Below are 14,755 nucleotides of genomic sequence, written 5' to 3'. Positions count from 1 at the left end.
TCATCACCTGCCGCCCCCCTGCTCTACATAATCGAACTGCTGTACCTGCACTTCTGCCCCGTCCATCCGTCCGCGCTCCTGCATCGACCCGGTAATAATCCTATCCAGCAATTGGTCAAAAGAAATCCCAGCCGCCAGGGCACTCTGCGGCAGCAGGCTGGTGGCCGTCATGCCGGGCAGCGTGTTAACCTCCAGCACAACCGGAATCCCGTCCTTCAGCAGCATATCCACCCTTGCATAGACGGCGCATTTGAACGCCCGGTAACAGGTCAGCGCCGCCGCCCGCACCCGGGCCTCCACTGGCTCCGGCAGCCGGATAATCCGCTCCTCTGCCCCGCCCTGCTCATATTTGGCGGTGTAATCGAACCAGTCTGCGCCCAGCGACTGAATCCCGATAACCGGCAGCAGCTCGCCCTCCAGGATGGAGCAGGTGATCTCCTGCCCGGACGTATAGGACTCAATCAGCACTGCGCCTCCATCCGCACTGGCAAAAGCCCGCTCCACCGCCGCCCGCAGCTCCTCCGGCCCTCTCACCTTGCTCATCCCGATGCTGGATCCGCCGCTGTTCGGTTTTACCATCACCGGATATCCCAACCGTGCCACGGCCTCCGGATTATACTCCCCGATACGGTCCCAGCACACCCAGTCGGGGGTGGCGATTCCGCGGCTGCGGATGACCGTCTTGGACAGCGCCTTATCCATGCACAGACTGCTGGCGAGCACCCCGCTCCCTGAATACGGAATACCCAGCGTCTCCAGGGTGCCTTGCACCGTGCCATCCTCACCATAGGCCCCATGCAGGGCGAGCAGCGCGAAGTCCAGGCCTGCGGCTCCCTCCAGCAGCTCCTTCCGCGAGGTGATAGGGACCGGGATTCCTGTATATTTTGCCGGATCAAGCGCCTTCAGCATCTCACTGCCGGTCTTCAGCGACACCTCATATTCGGACGATACCCCGCCCATAATCACACCTACTTTTAACATATCCGCACCTCATTCTCCCATTAATGTCCGTGCTGTCTTGCCGATAATTGCAATGCCCTTGACGATATCCTCATCCGCCACCCTGGAGAAGCCCAGCCGCAGCGTGTTCTGCCCCGCACCATTAGTGAAGAAGATATCTCCCGCCGTAAAAATAACCCCCTGCCCATGACAAGCCGCCAGCAGCTCCCTTGTATTGAAGCCTTCCACGAACGTAACGAACAGATGCAGCCCGCCGTCTCCCGACAATGCGGCATAAGGAATATGCTCCTTGCAGCAGGCCAGGGTCAGCTCGTATTTGCGTTTGTACTCCAGCCTGGCTTTTTTGAGATACTTCTCCAGATTGCCGCCCAGCAGATATTGGTACAGCACCGACTGGTCAAGCGTTGAGGTATGAATCGTCCGCGCCCGCTTGACGCTCTCCAGATAATAGATCAGCTCCTGATCCGCCAGCACCCAGCCGACCCGCAGTCCCGGGAACAGCACCTTGGAAAAGCTCCCGAGATACACCACACTATTCCCGCTCCCCCCCGCCGCAATCAGCGGTGCCACATGAGCGCCTGAATAGCGCAGCTCCTCGTTGAACCCGTCCTCAATGACCGGCACGCCATAGTGCTGCATCAGCTTCATGAGGCTGTGTCTTTTCTCGGGGGACATGACGATGCCGGTGGGATTGTGGTAGGAAGGGACGAGATACGCACAGTCATATTCCCGCTCCTTCAGCGCCTGCTCCAGCTCGCCCAGGTGGATGCCGTCCCGTTCCATTGTGATGCCGTGAATCCCGAAGCCGTGCAGCTTCAGATTCTTAATCGCCGTATGATGCGTCGGATTCTCGCAGAGGACCGCGCCGTGCCGCTTGCCGAGAGCCGACAGCACCAGGTCGAAGCCCTCCGTGAACCCGTTCGTGATCAGCAGATCTTTACCGCGCAGATCGACGCCTTTATGCTCCATATATTGTTTGAGATAGTCTATTAATGGCTTATAGCCCTTTGCATATCCATAGTTCAGCAGAACGTTGCCCTCTACAGCCATCCGTTCCATGAACGCCCGGCGGACCTGATCCAGCTCGAAGAGACGCTCATCCGGGGCGATACTGGTAAAAGAAATCGTTCCCTTCTCCGCACGGATGCCCCGCTTCATAATGTCCAGCTCCTCCGCAAGCAGCGCCTGCCCGCTGAGCCGTTCCTTCCAGTCTATCGTCCATGGCGCGGCTTCCTCGCCGCTGCGGGCTGCGGCACCGGGGGAGACATAGCTGCCCTGGCCCTGTACCGTGTAGGCGAAGCCGTCATCCTCAAGCCCTTCATAGGCTGAGATCACCGAGTTGCGGCTGACCTTCAGCAGGCTGCTGAGCTCGCGTGTCGAGGGAAGCTTCTGGCCACCCTGGAGCGCGCTTTTGATGATGAGATGCTTCATGTAATCCTTCACCTGGATATAGACCGGACGTCCGGCAATGAGCTTGAAATCCTTGAACATCCTGTGATCGCCTCCATAGCTATCATGGCACAGACGCCGCCGTAAAAAAAGAACCACAGCCCCGGGATTTTCTGCCGGGTGTGGTTCTGAGGGAGATGAGGGTGGGGAATGAGCCGCCTGTAGTGCTGGTGCGCATCCCCGCCTGTTGGGATTGGAATGTCTGATGAGAGGCTGCCAATACTGCCGGGACCAGACTTACCGGATATAATTTCGCGAGCTCCCGCATGGGACTGGAGTGCTGATGTGTTGCCACGAGTATCCGCGCGGGACCTAAATGACGGCTGCGGCGGGACACCCACATGATGTGATTATACGAGTTGACTCTAGACACCATTCAGACGATCACAGGGTGTTCTATTGTATTTTGTACATTCAGATTAGCTTAGATTGGCCTCTTTTTGCGTTCTGTTGCATTATGTACATTAGAAATTTGGATTTCGCACGTTATGGGGCCAGTTGATGAAATTCTATTGCAGGAAATACAGCAGAATGGGTTTTCGCGCGTTTTTTAGACCAATCTGATGTACAAAGTGCAATCACACACCAGAGTTTGCACGTTACAATAGCATTTGAGTTAAGGTTCGCGTGTTCATTAGCGTATTCGTCAGGGTAAGCATCAGCATTTGCGTTATCGTCCGCGTAATCATCAGTATTTGCTTTAGCCATAGCCTATTCGTTAGCGAAATCATCACCCGTCAGCGATTGCGCCAACAGTCACCCGTCAGCATTCCTTCTCTGCCACCCGCCAGCTTCCTTCATCCTTCCGCAAATGCAGGACCATAACCTCGCCTGGGGCCGGTGACGCTGCGGTATAGAAGGTCAGCCCTTCGATAATCCGCGCCAGCAGCTGACGTATTACACCGCCGTGGGTTACCAGTAATATACCGGTTACTGCGGGAGCCTCCGCCTCCAGCTGAAGCTGTGCCCAGAAAAGGTCCACCCGGGCTGCGAAGTCTCCCCACGCCTCCCCTCCCGGTGGTGTTGCCGCCTCCGGGCTGTCAATCCAGCTCCGGTAAAGCGGATTCTCCTTCAATTGCTCATAGGTGCAGCCTTCCCATGCCCCGAAGTCCATCTCCCGCAGCCTGAGATCATAGACTGCCTGCGGTTCCAGGTGCGGAACCAAGGCCGCCAGGGTCTCCCGGCATCTGCGCAGATCACTGCAATAGACGCGCTGAAATTCCCCGCCAAGCGGCGGCTGTGCTTGCAATCCCTTCAGCCGCTCCGCCTCCCCTGCCACAAGCGGCATATCCGTACTGCCCAGATAACGCCGTTCCTGATTCCACTGCGTGTAGCCGTGCCGGACTAGCACCAGCTCTAGTTCCGGCTGCGCAGGCTGGGTCTGAGGTGACTGTGTGCCAGTATTCCCCATTCCGCTCAGCCCCCGATCCCTTGCCACAGCAAGGCAGCCGCTGCACAGATGCAGACAAAAATAGCAGAGGACCACATCATCATCCGCGAGGTCACGATAATATCCTCCGGCTCCATCGTCCGCAGCGGATCACCCATGTACGCGCGGAAGGAGGCGACTCCATGGTATACATTCTCCCCGCCCAGCCGGATGCCGAGTGCGCCGGCCACTGCCGATTCCGGGTAGCCGCTGTTCGGGCTGGGATGCAAACGGGCATCCCGGCGCACAGTGCGCCAGCATCTGCGCCAGTCCAGCCGCAGAAGCGCAGCACATAAGGTTAAGAGCAGCGCGGTCATCCGCGCCGGTATGTAGTTGGCGGCATCATCCAGCCGGGCGGAAGCCCAGCCGAGATCGCGGTATTTATCATTCTTGTAGCCAACCATGGAATCCAGCGTGTTCACCGCACGATAGGCCATGGCCAGCGGCGCTCCGCCCAGCAGGGCGAAGAACAGCGGCGAGATGATCGCATCGACGATATTCTCTGCGACCGTCTCGACCGTTCCGCGCACAATCTCCGGGCTGTTCAGGTGTGCCGTATCCCGGCCGACGATCATCCCCAGCGCCCGGCGGGCCCCAGGAATATCTCCCTTACGCAGCTCGGCGTATACCGCTATGCCTGCATCCTTCAGGCCTTTGGCGGCGATGGTGGTCGAGATCAGCCAGACTTCGGCAATCCCGGCCAGCCAGGGAGACAGTCGGGCGAGCAGCATGACAAGCAAGGCGGTCAGCGTCCATGCACCGCCAGCGACCAATAGCGGGAGGAGAATTCCCGCCCGCTTCAGCGCGCGGGGGGTTCCGGCAAAGCGGCGGATCAGCCGCTCAACCGCAGTAATCGCCTTCCCCATATAAATAACCGGATGAGGCAGGCTGCGCGGATCGCCGACAATCCGGTCCACAATATACGCGGCTAACAGGATGATAGCGAGCTTCAACTTGGTTCACCCTGCTGCTCTGCATAGCCGTCCATATCCGTCATTTCCGGCCGCCGTTCTCAGCGTCACGGGGCAGCGCAGATGGTGTAGTCTGTGAGGCTTCAGCGTGTACTCTGTGCGTAGCCTGCAATGCTTCCTCTTGCGCCCTGCTCACGGATTTTGCTGCCATTACCGAGCGCAGGCTTTCTGTCACCGCGCTGTACACCAGTCTCCCGACCGCTCCACCCAGATCGGTTGCGGTTCCGGCATATACATGCTCGGCAGCATAGCGTCGGCTTCCGCTGACCGCCAGCACAATGGCATCTGTAGTGGTTCCGGTAGCAATCAGGCCATTCTCGGCATCCGTGACGCCAAGATCGGCCAGCGCTGCCGCCTTCGCTTCCGTTGCTGTCATTACAGCATTGACCATGGCCGACTGGGACAGCCAGCCGTCGATGCCGAGCATGATGTTAATCGTGCCCGGCCGGTAAGCCGCCAGCACGCTGCGCTCCGACCCGGCCCGCGCAGCATTGCCCGCAGCCGCCGTCACGCAGCAGACAATTCCTGCTGAGCCTATATCCGCCTCCGCGACAGCCGCGTGCTCCAGCGGAACGGCCGTCATCAGCCCGGCGCAGCCCTCCAGCGGGTAGCCCCATTCCAGCAGCTTATTCTGCATATCCTGTACCGGATTGCTGCATTCATAATCCCGGCTGACGAACTGATTCACTGCCCGCTTCAGCCGGCCCGCTCCTCCGCCATATACCGCGCTTGATATACTGTCCGATTCGGACGGCAACTCCAGCAGGAGGTGTTCCTCCCGCCATTCCAGCACCAGCCCGGGCCACATCTTACTGCGGAACGTCTTCTCCCCGCCTTCGGCCTTAAAGGGCAGCTTTACCTGCACTTCCTTCGCTTCCTGTACTTCCTTCACAGCCTTCGCTCCTCTCCGTTTGCTCCAATTAGCACCTCTTCGCGCGCTCGCAGCCTGCACTGCCGCCGTTCTTGCTCACAATCCCGCCCGCAGCAGCTCTCCCATCTGCCGCAGCAGCCGGTCATTGTCCGCGCGGCCTTTGACCGCAACCCGGATGTGCCCCGCTGTCAGGCCGGGGTACATCGCACAGCTGCGGACGAGAATCCCGCCCGCACCCAGCCGCTGCTGCATATCGGACGCGCTCCACGGAGCGGGCAGCCTCAACAGCAGGAAGTTCGCTTCGCCCGGCGGCACCGCGCAGCCGAGCTCAAGCAGACCCTGGCGCAGCCGCTGCCGCTCGGCTGCGATCAGCGCGCGCGTCTCCTGCCCGTAGCCGTCGCCGCTGCGCAGGCAAGCTTCCCCGGCCAGCAGCGCCAGGCCGTTCACGCTCCAGGTCACCTGCTTGCCGGTCATAGCCGCGGCAAGCGCCGGATGCGCGGCAGTGAAGCCCAGCCGCAGCCCCGGAATGGCAAAGAACTTCGTCATCGAGCGCACCAGCACCGTATGACGGTAAGCCCCCAGCTCCGGCAGCAGGGATTGCCGGTCCGCCTCCGGGATGAAGTCGATGAACGCTTCATCCACCGCCAGCACCGTCCCGCAGGCCTCCGCCTGCTGCGCGAGCTGCCGCAGCGCGTCCAGCGGATACTGGACGCCGTTAGGGTTATTCGGCTGGCCGAGGAACAGCAGATCAACCTGCTCCAGCAGGCCGGAGATAGCGTCCACGGACGCCCGGTAGTCCTCCTTGGCTGTCCCCTGAACAGACAAGACCTCCGCGCCGAACTGCTCCGCGAGCTGGCGGTACTCAGAGAAACACGGCTCGACGATGCCTACCCGGCGCGGCGCAACCGCCAGCAGCAGCAGTGCCATCGACTCGGCCGCCCCGTTCGCCACGGTAATCCACTCCATGCCAACGCCCAGGTCCTCCGCCAGCAGCGCCTTCAGTCTGCGGTGGCCCGGATCGGGGTACGCGGTGACCGCTGAGCCCGCATCCCGCAGCAGTTCCAGCACGCCCGGCGGAGGCCCCAGCGGATTAATGTTGGCGCTGAAATCCAGGAATCCGCCGCCGCTGTCCCCGTATAATTCGGCTGCGGTCAGCAGATCACCGCCATGTCCATATTTTTCAAGCATATGTGTAGCCTCCATGTCCATCTTTCCCCGTTCTATATATTCCCCATCCTATATATCCTCCGTGTCCATATCTCCCCATCATACATCCTCCCTGTCCACGCTATTCATCGTCGATCCATGCTCCATCCGGTCATTCACATCTATATAAGTCCCGCATCAGCAATCCATTGCGCTATCGCCATTCTCCCAATTATTGGCCGATTTCCGGAAATCCGTCAATGCTATATCGCCTATGCACCCGCCGGAGACTACTAATCTTCAAGATTATCACTCACCTCCTGCAGCACAGCCCCGCGCGTAACCCTACCTGCACTTTGTACAACTAAAGTGACCGAAACGAACCATTCAGATGTTTTAATTGCATTATTGCAGCTAAAAACCGCCTTTTTGCGAAAATCAGCCATCCACCACACATCCAGTTGTACAAAATACACTTATCCTGCGCTGCCGGGCGGTTCCCGGTTTTTTAACTGCACGGAATACAATTAACTGTTAATGTCGCTAATTCCAGCTGCTGTACGCACCTCCTCTGCCACTCTCACCCGTCAACCTATCCACTCCCTCCATAGCCCTTCCCCCATCCACTCTACTCCCTCCCCCGCCCCCCTTATGCTTGCTTTAGCTCCTCCCCCCGCCACTCCCATTCACTTTGTAGAAATCTCTCTTTTGGTTTAGAATAAGTACAGCAGTTTACTATGGTTAACGGAGGAATTACGGATGCTTTTTATTGATAACACCGGTATTACAGACGCATCAATCAATCTGGCCATTGAGGAATTTGCGCTCAAAAACCTCCCGATGGACGAGAGCTACCTGCTCTTCTATATCAACAGCCCGTCGATCATTATCGGCAAGCACCAGAATACGATTGAGGAGATCAACCAGGAGTATGTGAAGGAGCATAACATTCAGGTCGTGCGGCGGCTGTCCGGCGGCGGTGCGGTGTATCATGATCTCGGGAACCTCAACTTCAGCTTCATTACCAAGGATGACGGCCAGTCCTTCCATAACTTCCTGAAATTCACCCAGCCGGTCATCGACTATCTGCAGGCCATGGGCGTGAACGCCGAGCTGAGCGGACGCAATGACCTTCAGGTCGGGGAGCAAAAAATCTCCGGCAACGCCCAATTCTCCACACGCGGACGCATGTTCAGCCACGGCACCCTGATGTTCGATCTGAATCTGGATGATGTGCAGGCTTCCCTGAACGTGAATCCCGAGAAATTCAAGTCGAAGAGCACCAAGTCGGTCCGCAGCCGGGTCGCCAATATCAAGGAGCTGCTGGGCAATCCGGATATGACGATTGAGCAATTCCGCGAGGGGCTGCTGCGTTCGATCTTCGGCATGGAGCCCTCCGAGGTTCCGCAGTACAAGCTGACGATGGACGACTGGGTGCGGATTAACGAGATTTCCAAGGAGCATTATCAGAATTGGGACTGGAACTACGGACTCTCGCCAAAAAGTAACGTGAAGCACACCCGCAAATTCCCGGCTGGCCTCGTGGATATCCGCATGGATATTGAAGATTCGGTCATCCGGGAGATCAAAATCTACGGGGACTTCTTCGGCGTCGGCGATGTGGCGGATGTCGAGGACGCACTGCGCGGCAAGCGTTATGAGCAGGTGGAGGTGCGCCAGGCGCTGGCTGATCTCGATCTGAAGCATTACTTCGGCCGGATCGAGCCGGAGGATTTCATCGGACTTGTGTTTCTTGAGGAATAGTTTCTTGTGATATAGCTTGCTTGAAGAATAACTGACTGATCCGCTGCCAAAAGACCCCCGCCACTCTGCATCCTGCGCAGCGTTGGCGGGGGCTTTCTGTTAGACAAGCACAAACACATACACGGCCAGCGCCAGCGTAAGCATCACGCAGACCTTCTCCACCGCGCTGCCCTTCTTCGTGCCGGTGCTCATCAGCTTCAGGCGCAGCTTGAGGGGGATTGGAGGCAGCGGAGTGATGCCCCGCTGGGTCAGGGAATCGGCCAGTAGATGCAGGCCATAAGACAGACTCCCGGCAATCCAGAGGCTGCCGCCGTCCTCCATGCCGGGGGAGACGAAGTACAGCAGCGCTCCCCATCCGGCTACCGCGTAGAGCGTATGTGTGATCCCCCGGTGCGGGACCACCGAGGCCACCACCAGCACGCAGGCAGCTATGTAGTTCCACGGATCATAGGCATCCGCGAAGGCAAACAGCGCCAGCGCAATCAGCAGCATCACCAGATGCCGCAGCCTGCGGCTGGGCAGGAAGGATACGCTGCCGACCAGCAGCGCCAGTGCGATATTCCACGGCGGCTCCGCAATCCCGGCGAAATAGAGATAGATGGCCGCTCCGATCAGCGATACCTGGAGGATACGCAGCAGGAACTCGGGCACAGCCTTGCGCACCAGCATGGAATTCGGCTCATCGATGTCGGGCAGCAGCGAGCTGACCACAGCTACAGCCACGGCCGGAATGGTGATCTGCAGGCCCAGCAGACTCATCGCGGACAGGGTGACCCCGGTACTGATAACTAAATGGGACTTGCCCATCATGGTGAATCCGCTCCTTCATATGAGAGTATAATGATTCTGGATGCCACAAATAGGAACAGGTGTACGGTTACCGAAGTATACCAAGGCTTTCCTTTTTTGTCCAGAACATAATCACCGGCCGGGCTCAGTCCGCTTGCTTCCTTATATAAACAGCACAGTTCCGGCTTGTCGTACCTACCGATTTAGGATACAATTTGGACAACTCAACGGTCAGAAAGGATGACACTTCCGTGAACCGCTCCCGGATCGCCGATCTTAGTCTGCTGCTGGTGGCGATGATGTGGGGATGCACGTTCCTGATGGTGCAGTCCGCAGTCCGGGTGTTGCCCCCGCTTGCCTTCAACAGCATCCGGTTTACAGGCGCGGCTGTGCTGCTGGCCCTGATTACCGCTGTGTTTTACCGCCGGGAATGGCGGAAGCTGAGCGGGCGTATGGTGGTTCATGCGCTGCTGCTGGGACTCCTGCTGTTCCTCGGCTACGGCTTCCAGACGATGGGACTGCTGTATACCACCACCTCGAATACCGGATTCATTACCGGATTGTCGGTAGTGCTGGTGCCCTTTCTGTCACTGGCGCTGCTTAAGCATGCCATCTCCCGGTATACCTGGCTGAGCGCCGGACTTGCAGCGGCAGGGCTGTACCTGCTGACCTTTACCGGCTCGGCGCTCTCCCTGAATAAGGGCGATGGCCTGATTCTGCTCTGCGCCGTCGCCTTCGCCCTGCAGATTGTGTATACCGGCATATACGCGCCGCGTTATCCCGCCCTGCCGCTGGCGGCGCTGCAGCTCGGCTTCGTCGGCCTGCTCAGCATCGCCGCCTCCCTGCTGGTGGACGGCAGCGGCCCGTTGCTGCATAGCGGGGAGCTGCTCCGCCAGCCGGAGGTGCTTACCGCGATGCTGATCTCCATCGGCCCGACCAGCGCTTTTGCCTTCTGGATTCAGACGGCCTGCCAGAAGTACACCACCCCGTCCCGGGTGGCGATTATCTATGCCATGGAGCCGGTATTCGCCGCTGCCACCGGCCTGCTCTTCGGCGGAGAGACTCTCGGCCTGTCCGCCGTGCTGGGCTGCGGCTGCATCCTGGCTGCCATGCTGCTCGCAGAGCTAAGCCCTGCGCCGGAGGCGGCGGGGGCGGAGAGCTGATTTTGACCCGGTAATCTGTACGCCTCAGCATCCCTTGTGCCAATTGCTTCAGACAGACAGCCGCGCCTCCGCTGGCGGAGAGCCGGACTACAACCTACTTAGGAGAGAACCCGAATGTACAAACTGATTGCCATCGATATTGACGACACGCTGATTAATGACGAGAAGGAAGTGACTCCCGCCACCCAGACCGCGCTGGAGCAGGCGGTAGCCGCAGGCGTTGTGGTTACCCTCGCCACCGGACGCGCTTACGCCTCCGCCCAGGCCATTGCCCGCCAGACCGGACTGAATGTGCCGATCATCACCTATCAGGGGGCGCTGGTGAAGAACCTGCTCGATGAAGCGGTGCTCTATGAGCGTTATGTGCCGCAGGATGCGGTGCGCAAGCTGTTCGAGTACTGCGTGGAGCATAACCTGCACCTGCAGACCTACATCGACGACAAGCTGTACGCCCGTGAAGAGAACCAGAAGCTGATCGATTACGCCACCCTGAATGGAACGAAGTATTTCATTGAACCCAATTGGGAAGAGAAGCTTGTCCCGCAAAAAACACCCAAAATGCTGATCATCGACGATCCGGCCTTCCTCGACGAGCTGTCCCCGATTCTCCGCGAGCTGCTGGGCGATGCCGTTCACATCACGAAGTCCAAGCCGCATTTCCTGGAGATCATGCACCGTGAGGGCACCAAGGGCCTGGCCCTGGAATTCCTCGCCAAGCACTTCGGCTGCGAGCTGTCCGAGACCATTGCAGTGGGCGATTCCTGGAATGACCACGAGATGCTCGAAGCCGCCGGTCTGGGCGTGGCTATGGCGAACGCCATCCCTGCCTTGAAGGAAATCGCTGATTTCGTTACCCTCAGCAACAATGAGGACGGCGTGAAGTACGCCATCGACAAATTCATTCTGAAGACGGCTGAATAAGCTCAGCCTTCCTCTGCTGCTTGCTGCCGCTCTGTACTGGCAGAACCGGATGTGGTCAATTTTTTGATCACATCCGGCCTGCGTACCTCCGCCGAGCCAAATGTGGTCGGTTTTTCGACCACATCCCGCCCTCGCTCCTCCGCCGCGCCAAATGTGGTCGGTTTTTCGACCACATCCGGCCCTCGCTCCTCCGCCACGCCAAATGTGGTCGGTTTTTCGATCACATCCGGCCTGCTTACCTCCGCCGCGCTAAATGTGGTCGGTTTTTCGACCACATCCCGCCCTCGCTCCTCCGCCGAGCCAAATGTGGTCGGTTTTTCGACCACATCCCGCCCTCGCTCCTCCGCCGCGCCAAATGTGGTCGGTTTTTCGACCACATCCGGCCTGCTTACCTCCGCCGCGCCAAATGTGGTCGGTTTTTCGATCACATCCGGCCTGCTTACCTCCGCCGCGCCAAATGTGGTCGGTTTTTCGATCACATCCGGCCTGCTTACCTCCGCCGCGCTAAATGTGGTCGGTTTTTCGACCACATCCGGCGGTCAGGCACCCTTTATGTTCCCTGCCCTGTTAAGGCCTGTGTTCCTCCCAGGCCATGCGTGCCAGCGGAAACGGGGATATAGCCCGCTCCAGAATGCCCTGCACATAAGCAATCGCCACGCCGTAATTGACGATAGGCACCCCGGCCGCCCGCGCCTCATCCATGCGGCGAAGCATCTGTCTGCGGCTGAGCATACAGCTCCCGCAGTGAACGATCAGCGCGAAGTCCTCCAGCGGCTCCGGGAAATTGATGCCGCTGGCGTAGACGAATTCGAGCTGCTTGCCGGTGGCCTGGCGTATCCATCGGGGAAGTTTGACCGTGCCGATATCATCGCCCTGGCGGTGGTGGGTACAGGCCTCGGCGATTAGCACCTTATCCCCGTCCTGCAGCCGGTCAATCGCGCGCGCGCCGCGCACCAGCTCTTCCAGCCGGCCCTTCTGCCGGGCAAACAGGATGGAGAACGAGGTCAGCGGAATCTCCCGCGGCGTATCGGCCGCGGCCTTCAGGAACACCTGGGAATCCGTCACCACCAGCCGCGGCTGCTTCCCGAGGCTCTCCAGCGTCTCCTTCAGCTCGTATTCCTTGGTCACGACCGCAATCGCATCACTCTCCAGCAGATCGCGGATCGTCTGCTGCTGCGGGAGAATCAGCCTACCCTTGGGCGCAGCCTGGTCCACAGGAACGACCAGCACTACCAGGTCGCCGGGCGAGACCAGATCCCCGACAATGCGGAACTTCTCCTCTTCCTCCGGCAGCGCAGCGCTCAGAGCCTGCATCAGCGCAGGGATGCCCTGCCTCTTCAGTGCCGAGACGGGCAGCACCTTCAAGCCGCCCAGCTCCTGCCCCGTCCTGCGGGCCAGCGCCGCAAGCTCCCCGGCCCTCGACGAATCGCCTGCTTCACCTTCAGCAACCAAATCTGTCTTATTCAATATCCCGATCGCCGGAATCCCCTTGTCCCGGATCATCCCGGCGACCTCAAGGTCCAGCGGCAGCACATCGCTGAGCGCATCGACGACAATCAGGGCGATGTCGGCGGAATGCAGCACCGCAAGCGTCCGCTGTTTACGCAGCTCGCCCAGCTCCCCCGCCTCATCCAGCCCGGCGGTGTCAATGAATACAACCGGTCCAAGCGGCAGCAGCTCCATTGCCTTGTACACCGGATCTGTTGTTGTGCCCTTCACCGGGGAGACCACAGCAGCCTCCTGCTTCGTGATCGCGTTAATCAGGCTGGATTTGCCTGCGTTGCTCCGGCCGAAGATGGCGATATGCAGGCGGCCAGAACGCGGCGTCTGATTCATGCTCACAGCCTTCCCTCCTTCTCCCGCTGAATAGCGGCTCCTTGTCCGGGCACACCCGGCCTCGTCACCTGATACGGATTCAGGATTCGCTCCAGCTCCTCCGCAGGAAGCAGCTTCGCTTCAAGCACCACCTGCTGTACGGTTTTGCCCTCCCGGCTGGCCTGCTTGGCAATCTCCGCGCTGGTCTCGTAACCGAGGTGATGAATCAGCGCGGCGGCCAGCACTTGGGAATTCAGCACATGCTCCCGGCAGCGATCCGCGCAGATGACAATCCCCTGGACGCATCGCTCGGCAAACAGCGTTACCGCATTTGTCAGCATCTCCAGCGATTCCAGCAGCGCATCGGCGATCAGCGGCATGAAGGCGTTCAGCTCCAGCTGTCCGCCCGCAGCCGCCAGCGTCACCGCTGTATCATTCGCAATGACGCGCATCGCCACCAGCCCGGCCAGCTCGGCGATGACCGGATTGACCTTGCCCGGCATAATGGATGAGCCTGCCTGTACCGCCGGAAGCTCCAGCTCTCCGAAGCCCCCGGCCGGGCCGCTGGCCAGCAGCCGCAGGTCTCCCGAGATCTTCAGGAGATTCACCGCCGCCGCCTTCAGCAGCCCGGAGACCTCCACGAATACGTCCATATTCTGCGTAGGGTCCATCGGATATTCGCTGCGGGCCAGCCCGTAGCCGGTCAGCTCCTGCAGCACCTCGGTGATCAGGAAGGAATACTTCACCGGTGCGTTAAGTCCGGTGCCAATCGCTGTGCCGCCGATGTTCATTTCCCTCAGCCGCTCCTCCACCTTGTACAGACGCCAGCGGTCGCGGGCCACCGCCTTGGCATAAGCGCCGAAGCCCTGCCCGGCCATCATCGGCAGGGCATCCATCAGCTCCGTCCGCCCCAGCTTCAGCACATCGGCGAATTCCGCCTCCTTCTCCTGGAGCGCCTCCTGCAAGACCGCGCAAGCCTTGCTCAGCGCCCGGACCTGCCCGATCGCGGCGATTCTCAGCGCCGTGGGATAGACATCATTGGTGGACTGGCCGCAGTTCACATGGTCCAGCGGATGGACCAAGGAGTAATCTCCCCGCTCACCGCCGAGCAGCTCAGCCGCGCGGCTGGCAATCACCTCGTTCACATTCATATTCGTGGACGTCCCGGCTCCGCCCTGGAAGGCATCTACCGTGAACTCCTCACGGTAAGCGCCTTCCAGAATCTCATCGCAGGCCTGCACAACCGCCTGGGCAACCGCCCCCGGATAGGTGTTCAGCTTCAGATGGGTCAGCGCTGCCGCTTTTTTTACCGTTACGATGCCCTGAAGCAAGCGGGGGTTGACCGTTCTGCCGCTGACTGCGAAATTCTCCATCGCCCGCGCAGTGTGAATCCCGTAATAAGCAGCCTTCGGAATCTCCCGGGCTCCCAGGGCATCCTGCTCCATCCGGACGGATTGCCGATTCTCCATCATCAGTC

14 protein-coding genes are annotated in these 14,755 nt (G+C 59.6%); 3 read left to right on the top strand and 11 right to left on the bottom strand.

Annotation, left to right across the window (positions count from 1 at the left end):
- Positions 1-3: 3 nt before the first annotated feature.
- From MHI24_RS22960 to MHI24_RS22930, 7 genes are all read right to left on the bottom strand, one after another.
- A complete protein-coding gene (locus MHI24_RS22960) occupies positions 4-981 on the bottom strand; it encodes a D-alanine--D-alanine ligase (RefSeq protein ID WP_340021837.1) in 978 nt (325 codons plus the stop codon).
- Between the two features lie 9 nt (positions 982-990).
- Complete coding sequence (locus MHI24_RS22955; protein WP_340021836.1) at positions 991-2,451, bottom strand: PLP-dependent aminotransferase family protein; 1,461 nt, start codon at positions 2,449-2,451, stop codon at positions 991-993.
- A 721-nt stretch (positions 2,452-3,172) separates the two neighbouring features.
- The gene (locus MHI24_RS22950; protein WP_340021834.1) at positions 3,173-3,820 is read right to left on the bottom strand and encodes a histidine phosphatase family protein; all 648 of its coding nucleotides are present in this window, start codon (positions 3,818-3,820) and stop codon (positions 3,173-3,175) included.
- A gap of 5 nt (positions 3,821-3,825) precedes the next feature.
- Positions 3,826-4,791, bottom strand: coding sequence for an adenosylcobinamide-phosphate synthase CbiB (cbiB, locus tag MHI24_RS22945; RefSeq protein WP_340021833.1), 966 nt, complete (start codon positions 4,789-4,791; stop codon positions 3,826-3,828).
- A 40-nt stretch (positions 4,792-4,831) separates the two neighbouring features.
- On the bottom strand, positions 4,832-5,701 hold the full coding sequence (locus MHI24_RS22940; RefSeq protein ID WP_340021832.1) for an adenosylcobinamide amidohydrolase: 870 nt from the start codon (positions 5,699-5,701) through the stop codon (positions 4,832-4,834).
- 75 nt (positions 5,702-5,776) lie between these two features.
- Positions 5,777-6,868 (bottom strand): threonine-phosphate decarboxylase CobD, encoded by a 1,092-nt coding sequence (gene cobD, locus MHI24_RS22935; RefSeq protein ID WP_340021831.1) that lies wholly within the window; start codon positions 6,866-6,868, stop codon positions 5,777-5,779.
- 251 nt (positions 6,869-7,119) lie between these two features.
- Positions 7,120-7,272 carry a hypothetical protein gene (locus MHI24_RS22930; RefSeq protein ID WP_340021830.1) on the bottom strand — a complete coding sequence of 51 codons (153 nt, stop codon included), beginning with the start codon at positions 7,270-7,272 and terminating at the stop codon, positions 7,120-7,122.
- 313 nt (positions 7,273-7,585) lie between these two features.
- Between MHI24_RS22930 and MHI24_RS22925 the strand changes: the two genes are divergently transcribed.
- On the top strand, positions 7,586-8,590 hold the full coding sequence (locus MHI24_RS22925) for a lipoate--protein ligase (RefSeq protein ID WP_340021829.1): 1,005 nt from the start codon (positions 7,586-7,588) through the stop codon (positions 8,588-8,590).
- 99 nt (positions 8,591-8,689) lie between these two features.
- On the opposite strand, the gene MHI24_RS22920 is transcribed toward MHI24_RS22925, so the two are convergent.
- Positions 8,690-9,400, bottom strand: a complete 711-nt coding sequence (locus MHI24_RS22920) for a metal-dependent hydrolase (RefSeq protein ID WP_340021828.1) — start codon at positions 9,398-9,400, stop codon at positions 8,690-8,692.
- A 230-nt stretch (positions 9,401-9,630) separates the two neighbouring features.
- Here MHI24_RS22920 and MHI24_RS22915 point away from each other — a divergent pair, with 230 nt between their 5' ends.
- Positions 9,631-10,542, top strand: coding sequence for a DMT family transporter (locus tag MHI24_RS22915; protein WP_340021827.1), 912 nt, complete (start codon positions 9,631-9,633; stop codon positions 10,540-10,542).
- Positions 10,543-10,656: 114 nt separating this feature from the next.
- Positions 10,657-11,463, top strand: coding sequence for a Cof-type HAD-IIB family hydrolase (locus MHI24_RS22910; protein WP_340021826.1), 807 nt, complete (start codon positions 10,657-10,659; stop codon positions 11,461-11,463).
- Between the two features lie 2 nt (positions 11,464-11,465).
- On the opposite strand, the gene MHI24_RS22905 is transcribed toward MHI24_RS22910, so the two are convergent.
- The 3 genes from MHI24_RS22905 to MHI24_RS22895 all read right to left on the bottom strand — a co-directional run bounded on the left by MHI24_RS22905 (position 11,466) and on the right by MHI24_RS22895 (position 14,750).
- Positions 11,466-11,942 carry a hypothetical protein gene (locus MHI24_RS22905; protein WP_340021825.1) on the bottom strand — a complete coding sequence of 159 codons (477 nt, stop codon included), beginning with the start codon at positions 11,940-11,942 and terminating at the stop codon, positions 11,466-11,468.
- An 88-nt stretch (positions 11,943-12,030) separates the two neighbouring features.
- Positions 12,031-13,305 carry a [FeFe] hydrogenase H-cluster maturation GTPase HydF gene (gene hydF, locus MHI24_RS22900; RefSeq protein WP_340021824.1) on the bottom strand — a complete coding sequence of 425 codons (1,275 nt, stop codon included), beginning with the start codon at positions 13,303-13,305 and terminating at the stop codon, positions 12,031-12,033.
- Positions 13,302-14,750 (bottom strand): aspartate ammonia-lyase, encoded by a 1,449-nt coding sequence (locus MHI24_RS22895; RefSeq protein ID WP_340021823.1) that lies wholly within the window; start codon positions 14,748-14,750, stop codon positions 13,302-13,304. The genes hydF and MHI24_RS22895 overlap by 4 nt, the downstream gene beginning before the upstream one ends.
- Positions 14,751-14,755 lie beyond the last annotated feature (5 nt).

Source organism: Paenibacillus sp. FSL K6-1096 (assembly GCF_037977055.1).
In the GTDB taxonomy this organism is placed as follows: Bacteria; Bacillota; Bacilli; order Paenibacillales; family Paenibacillaceae; genus Paenibacillus_AQ.
Note: the sequence above shows the minus strand (reverse complement) of the source record. Positions and strands in the feature narration are given on the sequence as shown.